Consider the following 16,381-nt stretch of genomic DNA (forward strand, 5'->3'; position numbering starts at 1 on the left):
CCAGACCGCGCGGGGCCTAGCGGCGCTTCTCGGCCTCCCAGAGCGCGTCCATCTCGGCGAGCGTGGCGTCCTTCGGCGTCCGGCCTTCGGCGGCGAGCGCGGCCTCGATCCCTCGGAAGCGGCGCGTGAACTTTGCATTCGTGGCACGCAGCGCCGTTTCGGGATCCACGCCGAGATGCCGCCCGATATTGACCACGACGAAGAGGAGATCGCCGAACTCCTCCTCGATATGGGCCGGGTCTTCGCCCTCGCGCGCCTCCACGAGCTCCCGCGTCTCCTCGGTGAGCTTGGCGAGCACGTCCTCCACATCGGTCCAGTCAAAGCCCACGCGCGCCGCGCGCTTCTGGAGCTTGAGCGCGCGCATGAGCGCGGGCAGGCCCATCGCCACGCCGTCGAGAACGCCCGTCTCGGCCTTGCCCGCGCGTTCGGCAGCCTTGATCTGCTCCCAGTCCTGGACCTGCTGTTCGGCGCTTTTCTCGCGGCTCTCGTCGCCGAAGACATGGGGGTGGCGGGCGACCATCTTGTCGGAGATCTTGTCGGCGATGCTCGCAAAGCTGAAGAGCCCGCGCTCCTCCCCGATGGCGGCGTGGTAGACCGATTGCAGGAGGAGATCGCCAAGCTCGCCCTCGAGTTCGTCCCAGGCCTCGCGGTCAATGGCATCGGCCACCTCGTAGGCCTCCTCGATCGTGTAGGGCGCGATGGTTGCGAAGGTCTGCTCGATGTCCCACGGGCAGCCCGTCTCCGGGTCGCGTAGGCGGCGCATGATCTCCAGGAGCCGTGGCATGCCGCCCTTCGGATCGTGCACGAGATCCTCTGCCATTGCGCTTTCCTCCGCCGCCTGTAGCTTGGCCGGATAGGAGGACAGCCCATGCCCATCGTCAACCGCATCGCGGAGTTCGCCGAGGACATGACGGCCTGGCGGCGGCACCTCCACCAGCATCCGGAGCTCGGGTTCGACTGCCACGGGACGGCGGCTTTCGTCGTGGAGCGGCTGCGCGAGTTCGGCGTGGACGAGATCCATGAAGGTATCGCGACGAGCGGGGTCGTGGCGCTGATCGAGGGCAAGGGGCAGGGGCCGACGATCGGCCTGCGCGCGGATATGGACGCGCTGCCAATGGAAGAGACCTCTGGCGCGGACTGGGCCTCGACGGTGCCGGGCAAGATGCATGCCTGCGGCCATGACGGGCACACCACCATGCTCCTCGGGGCCGCGCGCTATCTCGCGGAGACGCGCAATTTCGCGGGCCGCGTGGCGCTCATCTTCCAGCCCGCCGAAGAGGGCGGGGGCGGCGGCAACGTCATGGTCGAGGAGGGCATGATGGACCGCTTCGACATCGCGCAGGTCTACGGCATCCATAACGTCCCGGGCATCGAGGAGGGCGCGTTCTATACCGCTCCGGGCCCGCTTCTCGCGGCGGTCGATACTTTCCATGTCGATATCACGGGCGTGGGCGGGCACGGCGCCTATCCGCACGAAACGAAAGACCCGGTCGCCGCCGCCGTGGCCATCGCGGGCGCAATGGGCACCATCGTGAGCCGAAATCACAAGGCGCTCGACGATCTCGTCGTCTCCGTCACGATGATCCATGCCGGATCGGCCGACAACGTCATCCCCGGTGCGGCCTATCTCGGCGGCACGGTGCGCACCTTCGATCCCGAGGTGCAGGCCATGGTCATGCGCCGGATGGAGCAGATCGTGGCGGGCCATGCCGCGGCCTACGACTTGGAGGCGACGCTGCGCTACGAGAAGGGCTACCCGGCGACGGTCAACGATCCCAAGGCGGCGGCTTTCGCAGCGGATGTCGCGCGGCAGGTTTCGGCCAACGTGGACGACAACACGGGCCGCGAGATGGGGGCGGAGGATTTCAGCTACATGCTTCAGGCCCGCCCCGGCGCGTTTCTCTTCCTCGGCATTGGCGAGGCGGCGGGCCTTCACAACCCGGCCTACGATTTCAATGACGATATCGCCCCGGTGGGCGCGTCGTTCTTTGCCAAGCTCGTCGAAACCGCGCAGCCCGTCAGCCCATGAACGACCTCACGCAGATGGACATGGCGCATGCCTTGCGCCCATGGCAGTTCACGGGCGGCGAGCCGCCCGTCGTCATCGAGCGCGGGGAGGGCTGCAGCGTCTGGGATGTGTCGGGCGCGAAGTATCTCGACGCCGTGGGAGGCCTCTGGAACACGAATATCGGGCTCGGACGCCGCGAAATGGCCGAGGCCATCGCCCAGCAGGCCGAAAAGCTCGCCTTTTCCAGCACCTTCGGGGACATGTCGAACGCGCCCTCCGCGGCGCTTTCGGCCAAGCTCGCGCATCTGGCGCCCACGGGGCTCACCCACGTGCATTTCACGACAGGCGGCTCCACGGCCATCGACTCGGCCTATCGGATGGCCTGCTTCGTGCAGGCCGCGCGGGGCTTCGAGGGGCGCCACCACATCATCGCGCGTGAACACGCCTATCACGGCTCAACCCATATCAGCATGTCCATCGGCAACCGCGACGGGGACCGCGCGCCAGAATTCCGCTACGAGACTCAGACGATCCACCACATCTCCGCCCCCGACACGCTCCGCGGCGGGGCGACGGTTGCAGGCTGCGTGGCCGAACTCGAAGCCAAGATCGCGGAGATCGGAGCAGAGCGCGTCGCCGCCTTCTTCGCCGAGCCGATCCAGGCCTCGGGCGGCGTCATCATGCCGCCAGAGGGATATCTCAAGGCCATGGCCGAGACCTGCCAGCGCCACGGCATCCTCTTCGTCGCCGACGAGGTCGTCACCGGCTTCGGCCGCATCGGGCACATCTTCGCCTCCGAGGATCGCTACGGCGCGCGCCCCGATATCCTGTGCTGCGCCAAGGGGCTGTCCTCCGGCTATCAGCCCATCGGCGCGATGCTCTTTTCCGATGCGATCTGGGAGACCCTCGCCGCCGAGCCGCGCTGGTACACGTCGGGCTACACCTATTCGGGGCACCCAGTTGCCTCCGCGGCGGCGCTCAAGAACATCGAGATCATCGAGCGGGAAGGCCTCTGCGCCCGCGCGCTCGAAGTGGGCACCCTCTTTCAGGAGGGGCTCGCCACGCTCCGAGATCTCCCACTCGTGGGCGATGTGCGCGGCGAGGCGCTCATCGGCTGCGTGGAGAACGTGGCCGACAAGGAGACCCTCGCGCTCCTGCCCGAGGAGATCGATGTGGGCCGCCGGATCTCGGAGTCCGCGCAGAAGCGAGGGCTCCTCGTGCGGCCGCTCGGGCACCTCAACGTCATGTCGCCTGCGCTGACGATCTCGGAGGCCGAGGTCGCGTTCTGCGTCGAAACGCTGGGCGCAGCGATCCGGGAGGTGGCCGACGGGCTCACGCGAGAGAACGTGAGGATCGGCTGACATGGCGTTGAAAGATAGCGAAAATGACGTCGATGGCGCGTTCACGCGGGAGGCGCGGACCGGGCTCTCCTTCGAGAACGCTTTCGGCGGCGCGCTCTCCTTCATGCGGCGGCGCTACACGAAGGACCTCACGGGGGCGGACCTCGCCATCACCGGCGTGCCTTTCGATCAGGCGGTGACCAACCGGCCTGGCACGCGGCTCGGGCCCCGCGCGATCCGGGAGGCCTCCACGCTGCAGCCCTGCGATCCGCCTTATGGATGGGATATCAATCCTTTGGTGGATAATGTTCTCGTCGATTACGGAGATCTCGCCTTCGACTACGCGAAGGTTGCAGACTTTCCTGCCGCGCTCGAGACCCATATCGCGGGCATCCTCGCGGCGGGCGCGGGCAGCCTCGCGCTCGGCGGGGATCATTACATCACGTACCCGATCCTGAAGGCCCACGCGGCGCGCTTCGGACCGATCTCGCTCCTGCAGTTCGACGCCCATACCGATACCTGGGCCGATGACGACGAGACCCGCATCGACCACGGCACGATGTTCTACAAAGCCGCGAAGGCGGGCATCATCGATGTGGCGCATTCCGTGCAGGTGGGCATCCGGACGCTCAACCCGGACACGCTGGGCGTGCCCATCATTGACGCGCCGGAGGTCCATGAAGACTGGCGCGAGGCGGTGGCGAAAATCAAGAGAATACTTGGGGATAGGCCCACATACCTCACCTTCGATATCGATTGTCTGGACCCGGCCTTCGCGCCCGGGACCGGCACGCCGGTGTCGGGTGGCTTGAGCTCCGCGCAGGCGCTTGCCATGCTGCGCGGGCTGCGGGGGATCAACATGGTGGGCGGCGATGTCGTCGAGGTCTCTCCGCCCTATGACGCCGGCAACGCGACCGCCATCGCGGGCGCCCACGTCGCCATGGAGCTCGCCTGCCTTTATTGCTGGAACCTCCGCCAGCGCCGTGAGCACCCCTAGAGCGCGACGCCCCGCTTCATCTTTCCAAGAATACCTCAATTCAGAAGGCGCCCCACGCCCATGCCCAGCCAGCCCATCTCCGGTAACGACCTCGCCCGCTTCTCGGGCCCGCAGACCTTCATGCGCCTGCCCGCGCGGGAGACGGCCGAGGGCCTCGACGTGGCTTTCATCGGCATTCCCATGGATATCGGCACCTCCTGGCGCTCGGGCACGCGCTTCGGGCCCAAGCAACTCCGTCAGGAAAGCGCGATGATCCGCCCCTACAACATCCAGACGGGGGCCGCGCCTTTCGACGGGCTCGAGATCGGCGATCTGGGCGATATCCCGATCAACACGTTTTCGCTCAGCGAGACTATTCGCATCATTACAGAGTATTACGCGGAGGTGCTCACGCATGATGCGATTCCGGTGGCCCTCGGCGGAGACCACTCGCTGACCCTCCCGGTGCTGCGGGCCATCGCCAGGAAGCACGGGCCAGTCGCGCTCGTGCACGTGGATGCCCATGCCGACGTCAACGACGAGATGTTCGGCGAACGCGAGACGCACGGCACGGTCTTCCGCCGGGCCTACGAGGAGGGTTTGATCCTCCCGGACAAGGTTTTCCAGATCGGTCTGCGCGGGACGGGCTACACGGCCGAAGACTTCACAGAGGCGCAGGGCTGGGGCTTTAACATGACGCTGGCGCCGGAGATCTGGGGCAAGAGCCTTGCCCCGCTTGCCGCTGAAATCCTGACCAAAATCGGCAATCGACCCACCTACATCACCTACGACATCGACAGCCTCGACCCGGCCTTCGCGCCCGGCACGGGCACGCCCGAGATCGGCGGGCTGACCACGTGGCAGGCGATGGAGCTGATCCGTGGCCTGCGCGGGCTCAACATCGTGGGATGCGATCTCGTGGAGGTCTCTCCGCCCTACGATCCCTCGGGCAACACAGCGCTCGTGGGCGCGAACCTCGTCTTCGAACTGCTCTCGGTCCTGCCGGGCGTGCCCTACCGTTAGGCGGCCTGCTCCCGCTGCCTTGTCCCGGCGTCAGCCTTGCCCCGGGCCAGGGGAGACCCACACTCACGCCATGAAGACGACCCTCCTGATCCTAGCCCTCGTGGGTGCTGCCATGGCCTTTTTCCGATTGATGCCCGTCACGCCGGAGAGCGGCCCGGGCCGCCCAGAAATCCGCGACGTCGGCGATTACAGCTCGGAGGGCGGGCACTATGCCGTGCGACCGGCGGAGCTCGTGGAGTTTCCGGTGCTGATCGAGCGGATTGAGGCCACACCGCGCACGCGCCAGCTCGCGGAGGGGGTCTACCTCCACCATTCGCTCTTCTGGGGGTTTCCGGATGTCACCCATGTCTGGCAGGAGGCCGACCACGTGCACCTCGCGAGCCACCTTGTCGTGGGGCGTGCCGACTTCGGCGCCAACCGGCGCCGCATCGAGGGGTGGCTCTCGGGGCTCCGCTAGGCGCGCTCACGCGCTCAGGCAGCCCTCGCTCAGCTCGCGCCACATGGTGTTGTTCAGGCTCATCTGGCACTGCGCCGTGAAGGTGCGGCCCGAGATGGTGAAACAGGTGATGTCGCCCATTTCAAACCGTTCACCGGAGGACCCGCGGCACCAGCAATCGAGCGCGGGATTGGTCTCCGCGGTCGCCGATCCGGCCAGGAAGATGAGAGAGAGGATGAGTTTACGCATGGTTAAGCGTACCACGGACGCCCCCTTGACCAAAATGCCAGCGCGTCGCACCTAGGCCGCCATGATCCCTCGCGAGACCCTCCAGCAGATCACCCAGCGCTTCGAGTTTCTCGAGGCCTCCATGGCCGCGGGAGAGGGTGACATCGCCAAGCTCGGCAAGGAATACGCCGATCTCCGCCCGGTGGTGGAGCAGGTGCGCGCCTATTGGCAGGTGGAGGAAGACATCGCCGAGGCCGAGGAAATGCTCGCCGACCCCGACATGAAGGCGCTGGCCGAAGAGGAGCTTCCAGCGCTCCGTGCCCGGCTTCCTGAGCTCGAGGGGGCGCTGCGCATCGCGCTTTTGCCGAAGGATGCCGCCGATGCACGGCCCGCCATGATCGAGATCCGTCCCGGCACGGGCGGCGACGAGGCCTCCCTCTTCGCCGGCGATCTTCTGCGCATGTACCAGCGCTATGCCGAGGCGCAGGGCTGGCGCTTCGACATCGTGGAGGAGCAGGCCACCGAGCTCGGCGGCATCAAGGAAGTGGTGGCCCATGTGCAGGGCGAGGGCGTCTTCGCGCGGCTCAAGTACGAAAGCGGCGTGCACCGCGTGCAGCGCGTGCCCACGACCGAGAGCGGCGGCCGCATCCACACCTCTGCGGCCACCGTGGCCGTGCTGCCGGAGGCCGAGGACGTGGACATCCACATCGATCCGCAGGACATCCGCATCGACACCATGCGCGCCTCGGGCGCGGGCGGACAGCACGTGAACACGACCGATTCGGCCGTCCGCATCACCCATATCCCCTCGGGCATCGTCGTGACCTCGTCGGAGAAGTCCCAGCACCGCAACCGCGAGATCGCAATGCAGGTGCTCAAGGCGCGGCTCTACGATGCCGAGCGCCAGCGCATCGACGGGGAGCGCTCCGCGGACCGGAAATCCCAGGTGGGTTCCGGGGACCGCTCCGAGCGGATCCGCACCTACAACTTCCCCCAGGGCCGGATGACCGATCACCGCATCAACCTCACGCTCTACAAGCTCGACCAGGTGATGGCGGGCGATCTGACCGAGATCGTCGACGCGCTCACCGCCGAGGCCCAGGCGGAGCTTCTCGCAGAGCAGGGGCTGTGATCCCGCGCGCGCTCGTCGCGCGGCTTGAGGCGGCCGGCATCCCGAATGCGGCCGGTGATGTGCGACGGCTCTTCGAGGAGGCCTATGCGGCGGGCAACGCGCCCGGCGCGCCCGCGCAGACGCGCGAGGCCCCCAACGAGGTGACGCTCGAGATGCTCTCCATCTTTCTCGACCAGCGGCTCGCGCGGATGCCCGTGGCGCAGATCATCGGGCGGCGCGCCTTCTGGCGCCACGAATTTCGCGTCACGCCAGACGTGCTCGACCCCCGCCCGGAGACGGAGACGCTCGTGGCCGCCGCGCTTGAGCAGCCATTTGCGCGGGTGCTCGACCTCGGCACAGGCTCGGGCTGCATCCTCCTGTCGCTGCTCGCAGAAAGGCCCGGGGCCGAGGGGCTCGGCACCGATGTCAGTGCCGCCGCGCTCGCCGTCGCCGGGTGGAACGCGCGCGAGCTCGGCCTCGACGGGCGGGCGCGCTTTGGGGAGGGCCCTTGGTTTGATCCCGTGGCGGGGCGCTACGACCTCATCGTGTCCAACCCGCCCTATATTCCCGCCGCCGACATGGCCGGTCTTGCGCCCGAAGTGCGCGATCACGAGCCCCACGGCGCGCTCACCGATGGGGGCGACGGGCTCGGCGCCTACCGCGCGATCCTCGGCCGCGCAGGCGCGCATCTCGCCCCCGGCGGGCGTGTCCTACTCGAATTCGGCGCGGGGCAGGGCGCAGACGTGGCCGCCATTGCCCGCGATGCAGGCTGGAAACACATCGTTTCCCACGCCGATCTCGATGGTCGGCCACGTGTTTTGGAGGTTGCGGGGCCGCTTTGACGGTTATTTTCCCTGAAAATCGCGCCCAAGTGTAGAAAGACGGTTGTCAGCGCGCCCGTCCCATGCGACGAAACGGCATCCGCAGGGTGAGCACGCTCCCCGCAGGATATCAGCGCAAATTCAGTGACCCCCGCCCATACGGCACCATCTCGGTCACAAGCACAGGCTCAAGAAGCACTTTATGAGATCATCGAAATCGCGTTCGCGGAATAAAAACCGCAACAATAACAATCGGTCGATGGGCAACATCATCAACCGCGTCTTCGACAGCTCGGGGCCGGAGGGGAAGGTGCGCGGCACCCCCCAGCAGATCATCGACAAGTACAACCAGCTCATGCGCGACGCCCAGCTTTCCGGCGACCGCGTGAACGCCGAGAACTTCCAGCAGCACGCCGAGCATTACACGCGTCTCTTGGGCGAGGCGCAGAAAGAGCAGGATGCGCGCCGCGAAGAGCAGGAGCGTCAGAACCGCGAGCGCCAGGCCGAGCGCGACCGCGAGCGCGCCGAGCGTCAGGAGCGGGAATCGAACGGCAGCGACGAGCAGGGCGGAGACCAGCAGGGGCAGGGAGGCGGACGCCGCCGTGACCGCAGCGACCCAGCCGAGCAGGATCAGCCTGACGTGGTGGAAGCCGCGGGCGGCGATAGCGGCCTCGTCGAGACGCCCGAGAACGGCAACCCGGCGCCGAAGCCCAAACGCACCCGCAGCCGCAAGAAAGCCTCCGATGGTGGAGGCGATCAGGGCGGCGAGGCACCGCAGGCCGCCGAATAGCGCCCCAGAAGCATCGACGACCAGCTTTGATGAGTGGCGCGCTTTCCGCGCGCCCTAGATGAGCCGCGCCAGGGCGCAGAAGCGTTCGAGGTCGATCTCCTCCGCGCGGGCCGTCGGGGCGATCCCCGCGGCCTCGAGCTTGTCCTCCAGATCCTCAGTCAGCCCTTTCAGGCTCGCGCGCAGCATCTTGCGGCGCTGGCCAAATGCCTTGGCCGTGAGCCGAGAGAGCGTGGCGGGCTCCGCGGGGAAGCGCGGCGCGTCGCGCGCCACGAGGTGGACCACCGCCGAATGCACCTTCGGGGCGGGTTGGAACGCCTCGGGCGGGAGGGTCATGGAGATGCGGGCATCGGCGCGCCACTGGGCGAGGATAGCCAGCCGGCCATAGGCCTTGGACCCCGGCGCGGCCACGATGCGCTCGGCCACCTCCTTCTGGAACATGAGCGTGAGGCTCTGCCAGAAGGGCGGCCAGGCAGGCGGCGAGAGCCACCGCGTCAGGAGCTCCGTTCCGACATTGTAGGGCAGGTTGGCCACCACGCGGATGGGCGGAGTGAGATGCGCGCGCGTGTCGAGCGCGAGTGCGTCGGCATTGAGAACCTCGAGGCGCCCGGGATAGGCCGCGGCGATCTCCGCCAGAGCGGGGAGGCAGCGCGTGTCCTTTTCCACCGCCACGACGCGCCGCGCGCCCTCGGCCAGGAGGCCGCGGGTGAGCCCGCCGGGGCCCGGCCCCACTTCGAGCACGTCGCAGCCCGTGAGATCACCCGCCTGCCGGGCGATCTTGGCGGTGAGGTTGAGATCGAGGAGGAAATTCTGCCCCAGCGCCTTCTTGGCCTTGAGGCCGTGGGTGGCGATGACCTCGCGCAAGGGTGGCAGGTGGTCGATCTGCATCAGCGGGCGCCGGTGTCCCAGGCCATCCGCAGCGCGGCGATCATGCTGTCTGGGCGGGCGATGCCGTGGCCCGCGATGTCGAAGGCCGTGCCGTGGTCAGGCGAGGTCCGGCGGAAAGGCAGGCCCAGCGTGACGTTCACCCCGCCGTCGAAGTCGAGCGTCTTGATGGGGATGAGCGCCTGGTCGTGATAGGCGCAAATGGCCACGTCGTAGCCCGCGCGGGCGCGGGCGTGAAACATGGTGTCCGCCGGCAGCGGCCCGCGTACGTCGTATCCCTCCGCAGCCATACGCGCGACGGCCCCGTTCATCCAGTCGAGCTCCTCGCGGCCCATCTTGCCATCCTCGCCCGCATGCGGATTGAGGCCCGCGATCGCGATCCGGGGCGAAGCGATTTCAAAATCGCTCTGGAGCGCGTGGTGGGTGATGCGTACCTGCTCGCGGAGGAGCTCTTCGGTCAACGCCGCTGGCACGTCGCTCAGGGGAATGTGGATGGTGGCCGGCACCACGCGGAGCTCCGCGCAGGCAAGCATCATAACCACCGACTCCACCCCGGCGAGATGCGCGAGAAACTCTGTATGGCCGGGAAAGGCGAAGCCGGCCCCGTCCTGAAGCGCCGCCTTGTGGATCGGCGCGGTGCAGAGGGCGGTCGAACGCCCATCCCGCACGAGGGATACACCGGTCTCGATGGCCGCGATCACGCCCGCCGCGTTCTGCGGATCGGCGCGGCCCTTCCGAGCGTCGCCCGCAAAGCTCAGCGGCCAGACCGGCATCGCCCGTGGCATCACCTCCGCCGCATCTTCGGGTCGCGTCACCTTTTCCCATGGCAGCGGGAGAGGAAGCATGCGCGGATCGCCCACCCACACAAAGCTCAGCTCTTCGCGCAAAGAGGCCCAGGCCTCCTGAGCAAGCTCCGGGCCCACGCCCGCGGGCTCGCCGCAGCTCAGCGCGATGGGAAGACGAGCCATCAGAAACTCAGTTGATGGTGATTGCGGCCTCGGCGCGCAGCTCGGCGAGGAAGCCGTCCGCGAGGCCGTTGAGGCGGCGGCTCCGGAGTTCGTTGCGGATCGCTTCCCGGTTTGCGCTATCGTTGCTTGCGGCGTCCTCGAGCGCTGGCACGCGATTGCAGAGCATGAGGAAGACCAGCGTCTCCCCGCCTGCGCGGGTGAGCGCTGTGGAGACTTCGCCGGGATCGAGCTTGGCGAGTTCTATGGCCACGTCATCGGGGATCTCGGCGGGGGCGCGCGCGCCGCGCTCCAGTGCCTCGGGCGCCATGTTGCGCGCCACGCCGTAGAGATCGTCGCAGGTGTCCACGCGGGCCTCGATCCGGTTCGCCCGAGCGATGTCACCGCCCGGCAGGTAAAGCGCGGCGTAGTCGATGGCCGCGGGCGTCGCCGGGCTGCCTTCGCGCTCCTCGATGTCGCGGAGTTGGAAGAGGATGATGGCATTGTCGGTGCGCAGGGGCTGCGTCACCTCGCCGGGCGCGAGCGTCAGCAGGATTGGCCCGAGGCCGGGCGGCAGGTCCGAGAGCTCGAGCCAATTGACCCGCCCGCCTTGCTCCCGCGAGGGTGCGGCCGAGAGGTCGCGCGCTTCCGCCTGGAACCGGCTGATCGAGGTGATTGCTTGAAGCCGCTCTGCATTGGCCTCGGCCGTTGCCACCTCGCCAGGCCGGTTCGGCCGGGCGGGCAGCACGATCTCGTTGAGGAGCACGCGGATGCGGGAGCCACCGGCGACGGCGCCCTGTGCGCGGTCGATCTCGTCATCGGTGATCTCGGAGCGGCCCGCGAAGCGCGCGCGCACCAGCTCCCGCCAGGTGACACCGACGCGGATGAACTCGCGAAAGGTGCCTTCCTCGATGCCCTGACTGCGGAGCCGGGCGACGAAGGCCTCTGTTTCGAGGTTCGCGCGCCCTGCGAAGTCCGCCATGCCGCGAGCGAGGCCCTCCTCGGTGAGTTCGATGCCCGCGCGGCGCGCGGCCGCGATCTTGAGCCGGTCCTCGATGAGTTGTTCAAGCGCCAGCGCGCGGCTCGCGCCGGGGGCGTTCACAAAGGCGAGAAAGCGCGCGCGCTGCTCCACCTCGAAGGCGGTGACGACGTCACTGTCGACGCTGGCGACCGTGCGGAACTGCGATTGCGCCGCGAGGCTTGCAGGGAGCGCAAGGGCGAGGAAAAGGGCGAGGAGGAGACGGAGGCGCATGGCGGCGTTCCCTACGAAACTTGGGTCTGCTTTCTTGTTCTGACGGGCCTCGGTCATCAGCGGCATCGGGGGGCCACGCGCGGCGTGCTCGCGCCGGTGCCAAAGCCCCGCAATCCCACGGTGAAGCCGAAATCCGTACTGGGCGTGACAGTATCCGATGAGGTGAAGTTGCGCGAGGCGGAAAGCGCGATCTCCACGCATTCGTTGATCCACCGGAAGCCGATGCCGGCCTCTGTGGTGGCCTCGGTCGTGAAATCGTATCGGAAATCGGCGAGGGCGGTGAGGGTGGGCGTCAGGTCGTAGCCGGTCGTCAGCGTGAGCTCGGAGGCGGCAGAGTTACGGTCCTCGTCCGCATCGGCGCCCAGATAGGCATAGGACGTCGCCGCGCGGAAGCTGTCCCCGTCATAGCCCACGCGGAGGCCCGTTTTCTGCACGGCGAGATCGGTGTCGAGCGTGATGCGCCCGATCACATCATATCGCCCTTGGGTGGCCAGGGTGCCGGAGATGAGCCAGCTCGAGCTGTCCCCCGAGAGGCCCGAGGCATCGGTGAAGTCGGGCGCGCCGCTCAGGCGCTCCACCCGGCCGAAGGTGAGCGTGCTTTCCCAGCCCGCCGGGCCCGAGCGCGTCCAGGTGAGACCGAGATCGATCCGCGTGCCGTCCTCCACGACGTCCTCCCCCGGGGCGCGGTTGAGGCTGAAGAGGTTGCCTTCGTCGAACTCGACGCGGGTGCTATCCTCGTTCGGGATGTCGGCATCGCTCCGCGCGGTGCTGGCGAGCTGGATCTTGGGCGTGAGCACGTGGCGCGCGCCGCCAGCGCTTTGCGCCATGAGTGGCCAGGCCAAAGAGACGGCGAGGCCCGCTTCGCCCCGGCTCGCATCGTCTTCGAAGAGCGTGTCATCGGAGATGATGAACGCATCCGCGCCCACCATGGCCTGTGCGCCGAGGACGAGGCCGGGCCCGGTCACCCATTCCCGCGCCCAATCGAGCGTGACGCCCGTGCGCACCACGTCGAGCCCGTCCGAGACGCCGTCTCCATCGCTGTCGTTGTTGGCGTCGGAGGTCCGCAGATGGGCCTGGAGATCCGCGCGGAGCCGGGCAGATCCGCCGAGGAGATCGGGCGCGAAGACGAGGTCGCGCCGGGCATCGAAGATGAGCGAGGGAAAGGTGTTGTTGTTTTCGCCATCGCGCAGCGAGCGGAAGACGACGAGCTCGTATTCGGCGTCCGTCGTGCCAGTGGTGCGGGCCAGCGTAAGCGCGCTGTCGAGGCGGTCCTTGTTCGAGTAGTCGTAGTCGGAAAAGTAGGAGCGGTCCGAGGCGGTTTCGATATCGAAGGCGAGCTCGTAGCCGCGGAAGACATCGAAGCGGCCCGTGGCGAGGACCCCGCCGCGCAGCGCGCTGTCGCCGAATTCGTCGCGCGACACGTAGGTGTTCCAGTCGATCTCGCCGCGCCGGAAGGCCTGCCGGTAGCGAAACTCCAGCGTGCGAGTTTCGGTCGTGATGAAAGGGGTGACGGTGAGATCGCGGCTGTCGCCCAGGGCAATAAAGTAGGGGATCTTCACCCCGTAGCCGAGGAGGGAGGAGGTGCGGAATTCCGGGCGCAGAAAGCCAGTGGCGCGCTCCAGCGTGGGGTCGGGGAGGCGCAAGCGCGGCAGGTAGAGGATGGGGACCCCCATGATCTGCAGCTGAGCCTCGTCGAAATAGAGCTGCCGCTCCTCTTCATCGTGGATGATGCGCGCGGCACGGATCTGCCAGAGCGGCGGCCGGCCGCTGTCGCAGACATGGCAGCTTGTGGCCCCGACCTGCAGCGCCTGGCTGTAACGCCCGCCCACGCGCTGGATCTCGGCGGCCGCGATCTGGAGCTGCTGGTTGAGCACGAGGCGCGCGCCGAGGAGGATGCCATCGCGCAGCCCGCCGCTGAGCTCGGCCTGGCTCGCGAGAATGATGGTCGCGCGCCCGTCGCGCAGGACGATGGGGCCCTCCATGGTGAGCGTGTCCGTCTCCCCGTCATAGGTGACGCGGGAGGCGGTGAGACGCGTGTCGCCCTGAAGGATCTCGACATTGCCTTCGGCGATGAGGAGGCGGTCCTCGGTGAGGCTCACACGGTCGGCTACGAGGGAGGCGGGCGTGCCGGGGGCGTCGCTTTCCTGTGCGGCGAGGGGCGCGGACAGTGAGGCCGCGACGACGACGCAGAGGAGCGCGAGGAGCCGCCTCATCCGTCCTCGAGCCTGAAGAGACGGCCCAGCGCGAGGCCGAGCGCTGCGAGGGGCGGGGCCCAGGCCGCCAGAAGGATGGGCATCTGCCCGTTTTCTCCGAGGATCTGCGCGAAGTTCCTGACGAAGTAGAGCGCGAAGCCCGCGAGGATCGCGACCAACACGGCGGCGCCGGTACGGCTCACCCGGGCATGGCGCACCGTGAAGCTCGCCCCCACCAGCATCATCGCAACCATGAAGACCGGCAGCGCGAGCTCCATGTGAAACCACACGAGATGCCGCCGCGCCGAGAACCCCGCGCGCTCGAGCTGGTCGATGAAGGCCGGCAGTTCCCAGATCGGGATGGCGGAGGGCGAGCCGAAGCTGTCTCGTATGCCCTCGGGCGTAAGAGACGACGGGATGCGCAGCGTGTCGTAGGCGCGGGCGGCAGCCTCCGGGTTGGGGTTGCGATCGAGCGGCCAGCTTTTTGCGTCGCGCAGGTCCCAGCCGCCGCGCGTGAGCGTGGCGTTTGCGGCTTCGATCCGGCGCACGGGCGTGCCGTCCTGCGCGAAGGAGATGAAGGTGACCTGGCGCAGCGTGGTGCCGTCGAGCGTGGAGGACAACGCCCGGATTACGGTCTGGCCATCGCTCGAGCCCTGCCGGAGCCAGAGACCTTCGTCGGAGATCGAGAGCGTGGAGCCGTCCTCGTCGATCCGGTCCGTGCGCGCCTCGTATTCCTGGCTCATCTGCGCCACGAGCGGATTGAAGACCGCCACCGCCACGGCGCCGATGGCCAGCGCCACGATACCCGGCGCCACGAGCGCGCGGAGCGCCGAGCGGCCCGAGGCCCGCGCCACCACCAGCTCCGAGGACCGCGCGAGCGAGATGAAGAGCGTCACCGAGGCGATGATCATCAGGAGCGGAAGGATGCGGTAGAAGCCCACCGGCGCGTTGAGTACTGTGAGGCCGAGCAGCGCGCCGAGGCTCACCTCGTCGCCCGCGAAGCGCCTGACCTGATCCATGAAATCGAAGAGAAGCGCGAGCCCGAGAAAGATCGCGAAGACCGCGCCGAAGGTCGTCAGGAAACGCCAGGCGAAGTAGCGGTGGAGCGTCATGACGGGACCGCGCCTCGCGCTATGCGACGCCCGCGATCTGCGCGCAAGAACCCGGCCCAGGCGATGGCGAGCCCGAGGGCGGCGGGCAGGTAAGCGAGTGGCCAACGCGCGGGGTCGGAGATGATCTGCTCCGCGGCCACGCTTTCCAGCGCCTTGAGCAGCACGAGCGCCGCCAGCGCGGCAATGATCTGGCGCCAGAGTCCCATCCGCGAAAAGCCCGCGCTCATGAGCGTGGCAAAGCCGAGGAGTGCGGCCACGAGGGGAAAGAGCGGCTGCGAGAAGCGTTCGTGGACTTCTTGGGCGAATTCACCGGCGTTGCGCCCGGTCCGCGCGAGGATCTCCGGGCTCGGGTTCAGGAGCTCGCCCGTGGACAGCTCCCTGAGCGCGGGGCGGCGGCCTGCCGACGGATCGACGAGGCGGCCCACATCGATCACGAGGTCGTCGAAGTTGGTGACGAAGAGCGTGCCCTGTTCCGGGCTCAGCGTCTGGCTCTGCCCGTCGATCATGACGAGGCGGGGCCCGTCCTCCGTGCGCACGAGAAAGGCGCGTTCGGCGGTGAAGATTTGGTCCCGGATGCCCGGGCGCATGTCCGCGAGGAAGACGTCCAGCAGCTCGCCATCCTCGGAGATGTCGCGCAGATAGAGCGTGGAGCCCTGTCCGGGATGGGTGAAGACGCCCTCGCGCAGGAGCCGCCCGGAGACGTTTTCGCTCACCTCCGCGTTGCGCACCGCGAGGCGCTCCTGGCTGATGGGCACGAGCACGTGCATGAGGGCCGCCATGAAAATCGCTGTGATGACGCCAAACATCGCCACCGGCCGCGCCATGCGCCGCGCGGAATAGCCGGTGGCCTGCATCACCGCGATCTCGCGGTCCGCCATCATGCGATTGGTGACGTAAAGCACCGCCGCGAACGCTGCCACGGGGAGGACGAGGCGGATCAGGTTGGGCAGCGACAAGGCCGTGAATTCGAGGAAGACGAGGGCTGTCTGGCCATCGGCGATGAGCCGGTCAAACAGCACAACGGCCTGGTTCACCCAGTAGACCATCACGAGCACCAGTGCGAAGAACCCGAAGAGCTGCAGGCACTGCGAAAGCATGTACCTGTCAAAGCGTGCCATACTGCTCCGCCATGCCGTGCGCGGCCCTCGTTCGACGTCCCTAGTGGCGGAGGTCTACTCCATTTCCCGCGCCTCGGAAAGAGACGCGCTGCGCGGTCCGGGGCGGGTGGCCAATCCCCGGAGGCCCCGCTAGGTTTCGCCCAAACCA

General features: G+C 67.9%; 16 protein-coding genes. 8 read left to right on the forward strand and 8 right to left on the reverse strand.

The features are described from left to right. Positions 1 to 16: 16 nt before the first annotated feature. Positions 17 to 820, reverse strand: coding sequence for a nucleoside triphosphate pyrophosphohydrolase (gene mazG / locus AAFM92_03690; protein MEL7299466.1), 804 nt, complete (start codon positions 818 to 820; stop codon positions 17 to 19). Between the two features lie 48 nt (positions 821 to 868). Here mazG and AAFM92_03695 point away from each other — a divergent pair, with 48 nt between their 5' ends. From AAFM92_03695 to AAFM92_03715, 5 genes are all read left to right on the forward strand, one after another. Continuing rightward, on the forward strand, positions 869 to 2,029 hold the full coding sequence (locus AAFM92_03695; protein ID MEL7299467.1) for a M20 aminoacylase family protein: 1,161 nt from the start codon (positions 869 to 871) through the stop codon (positions 2,027 to 2,029). Next, positions 2,026 to 3,369, forward strand: a complete 1,344-nt coding sequence (locus tag AAFM92_03700; GenBank protein ID MEL7299468.1) for an aminotransferase class III-fold pyridoxal phosphate-dependent enzyme — start codon at positions 2,026 to 2,028, stop codon at positions 3,367 to 3,369. The genes AAFM92_03695 and AAFM92_03700 overlap by 4 nt, the downstream gene beginning before the upstream one ends. Position 3,370: 1 nt before the next feature. Beyond that, complete coding sequence (gene speB / locus AAFM92_03705; protein ID MEL7299469.1) at positions 3,371 to 4,345, forward strand: agmatinase; 975 nt, start codon at positions 3,371 to 3,373, stop codon at positions 4,343 to 4,345. Between the two features lie 60 nt (positions 4,346 to 4,405). Next, positions 4,406 to 5,347: an agmatinase gene (gene speB, locus AAFM92_03710; protein ID MEL7299470.1), complete on the forward strand. Its 942-nt coding sequence runs from the start codon at positions 4,406 to 4,408 to the stop codon at positions 5,345 to 5,347. 70 nt (positions 5,348 to 5,417) lie between these two features. Continuing rightward, positions 5,418 to 5,804, forward strand: coding sequence for a DUF1499 domain-containing protein (locus AAFM92_03715; GenBank protein MEL7299471.1), 387 nt, complete (start codon positions 5,418 to 5,420; stop codon positions 5,802 to 5,804). Positions 5,805 to 5,810: 6 nt separating this feature from the next. On the opposite strand, the gene AAFM92_03720 is transcribed toward AAFM92_03715, so the two are convergent. Next, positions 5,811 to 6,032, reverse strand: a complete 222-nt coding sequence (locus tag AAFM92_03720) for a hypothetical protein (GenBank protein ID MEL7299472.1) — start codon at positions 6,030 to 6,032, stop codon at positions 5,811 to 5,813. Between the two features lie 61 nt (positions 6,033 to 6,093). Between AAFM92_03720 and prfA the strand changes: the two genes are divergently transcribed. The 3 genes from prfA (at position 6,094) to AAFM92_03735 (ending at position 8,733) form a co-directional block, all read left to right on the forward strand. Continuing rightward, positions 6,094 to 7,143, forward strand: a complete 1,050-nt coding sequence (gene prfA, locus AAFM92_03725; GenBank protein MEL7299473.1) for a peptide chain release factor 1 — start codon at positions 6,094 to 6,096, stop codon at positions 7,141 to 7,143. Continuing rightward, complete coding sequence (gene prmC, locus AAFM92_03730) at positions 7,140 to 7,964, forward strand: peptide chain release factor N(5)-glutamine methyltransferase (protein ID MEL7299474.1); 825 nt, start codon at positions 7,140 to 7,142, stop codon at positions 7,962 to 7,964. Before prfA ends, prmC begins: the two co-directional genes overlap by 4 nt. A gap of 181 nt (positions 7,965 to 8,145) precedes the next feature. Next, positions 8,146 to 8,733, forward strand: a complete 588-nt coding sequence (locus AAFM92_03735; GenBank protein MEL7299475.1) for a DUF4167 domain-containing protein — start codon at positions 8,146 to 8,148, stop codon at positions 8,731 to 8,733. Positions 8,734 to 8,787: 54 nt separating this feature from the next. Here the strand turns inward: AAFM92_03735 and rsmA are convergent, their stop codons facing one another. Genes rsmA through lptF form a run of 6 tightly spaced genes read right to left on the reverse strand, consistent with a single transcriptional unit; the run spans position 8,788 to position 16,233 of the window. Beyond that, positions 8,788 to 9,621: a 16S rRNA (adenine(1518)-N(6)/adenine(1519)-N(6))-dimethyltransferase RsmA gene (rsmA, locus tag AAFM92_03740; GenBank protein ID MEL7299476.1), complete on the reverse strand. Its 834-nt coding sequence runs from the start codon at positions 9,619 to 9,621 to the stop codon at positions 8,788 to 8,790. Next, a complete protein-coding gene (gene pdxA, locus AAFM92_03745) occupies positions 9,618 to 10,583 on the reverse strand; it encodes a 4-hydroxythreonine-4-phosphate dehydrogenase PdxA (protein ID MEL7299477.1) in 966 nt (321 codons plus the stop codon). The genes rsmA and pdxA overlap by 4 nt, the downstream gene beginning before the upstream one ends. 7 nt (positions 10,584 to 10,590) lie before the next feature. Continuing rightward, positions 10,591 to 11,811 (reverse strand): peptidylprolyl isomerase, encoded by a 1,221-nt coding sequence (locus AAFM92_03750; protein MEL7299478.1) that lies wholly within the window; start codon positions 11,809 to 11,811, stop codon positions 10,591 to 10,593. Positions 11,812 to 11,867: 56 nt separating this feature from the next. Further along, positions 11,868 to 14,024 (reverse strand): LPS assembly protein LptD, encoded by a 2,157-nt coding sequence (lptD, locus tag AAFM92_03755; protein ID MEL7299479.1) that lies wholly within the window; start codon positions 14,022 to 14,024, stop codon positions 11,868 to 11,870. Further along, a complete protein-coding gene (gene lptG / locus AAFM92_03760) occupies positions 14,021 to 15,115 on the reverse strand; it encodes an LPS export ABC transporter permease LptG (protein MEL7299480.1) in 1,095 nt (364 codons plus the stop codon). Before lptG ends, lptD begins: the two co-directional genes overlap by 4 nt. After that, positions 15,112 to 16,233, reverse strand: a complete 1,122-nt coding sequence (gene lptF, locus AAFM92_03765) for an LPS export ABC transporter permease LptF (protein ID MEL7299481.1) — start codon at positions 16,231 to 16,233, stop codon at positions 15,112 to 15,114. Before lptF ends, lptG begins: the two co-directional genes overlap by 4 nt. Between the last annotated feature and the right edge of the window lie 148 nt (positions 16,234 to 16,381).

Source organism: Pseudomonadota bacterium (assembly GCA_038533575.1).
In the GTDB taxonomy this organism is placed as follows: domain Bacteria; phylum Pseudomonadota; class Alphaproteobacteria; order Rhodobacterales; family Rhodobacteraceae; genus Shimia_B.

Excerpts from the sequence above, each read along its gene's own strand:
- mazG (MEL7299466.1), bottom strand. The coding sequence starts at position 820 with ATGGCAGAGGATCTCGTGCACGATCCGAAGGGCGGCATGCCACGGCTC.
- AAFM92_03695 (MEL7299467.1), top strand. The coding sequence starts at position 869 with ATGCCCATCGTCAACCGCATCGCGGAGTTCGCCGAGGACATGACGGCC.
- AAFM92_03700 (MEL7299468.1), top strand. The coding sequence starts at position 2,026 with ATGAACGACCTCACGCAGATGGACATGGCGCATGCCTTGCGCCCATGG.
- speB (MEL7299469.1), top strand. The coding sequence starts at position 3,371 with ATGGCGTTGAAAGATAGCGAAAATGACGTCGATGGCGCGTTCACGCGG.
- speB (MEL7299470.1), top strand. The coding sequence starts at position 4,406 with ATGCCCAGCCAGCCCATCTCCGGTAACGACCTCGCCCGCTTCTCGGGC.
- AAFM92_03715 (MEL7299471.1), top strand. The coding sequence starts at position 5,418 with ATGAAGACGACCCTCCTGATCCTAGCCCTCGTGGGTGCTGCCATGGCC.
- AAFM92_03720 (MEL7299472.1), bottom strand. The coding sequence starts at position 6,032 with ATGCGTAAACTCATCCTCTCTCTCATCTTCCTGGCCGGATCGGCGACC.
- prfA (MEL7299473.1), top strand. The coding sequence starts at position 6,094 with ATGATCCCTCGCGAGACCCTCCAGCAGATCACCCAGCGCTTCGAGTTT.
- AAFM92_03735 (MEL7299475.1), top strand. The coding sequence starts at position 8,146 with ATGAGATCATCGAAATCGCGTTCGCGGAATAAAAACCGCAACAATAAC.
- pdxA (MEL7299477.1), bottom strand. The coding sequence starts at position 10,583 with ATGGCTCGTCTTCCCATCGCGCTGAGCTGCGGCGAGCCCGCGGGCGTG.
- AAFM92_03750 (MEL7299478.1), bottom strand. The coding sequence starts at position 11,811 with ATGCGCCTCCGTCTCCTCCTCGCCCTTTTCCTCGCCCTTGCGCTCCCT.
- lptD (MEL7299479.1), bottom strand. The coding sequence starts at position 14,024 with ATGAGGCGGCTCCTCGCGCTCCTCTGCGTCGTCGTCGCGGCCTCACTG.
- lptG (MEL7299480.1), bottom strand. The coding sequence starts at position 15,115 with ATGACGCTCCACCGCTACTTCGCCTGGCGTTTCCTGACGACCTTCGGC.
- lptF (MEL7299481.1), bottom strand. The coding sequence starts at position 16,233 with ATGGCACGCTTTGACAGGTACATGCTTTCGCAGTGCCTGCAGCTCTTC.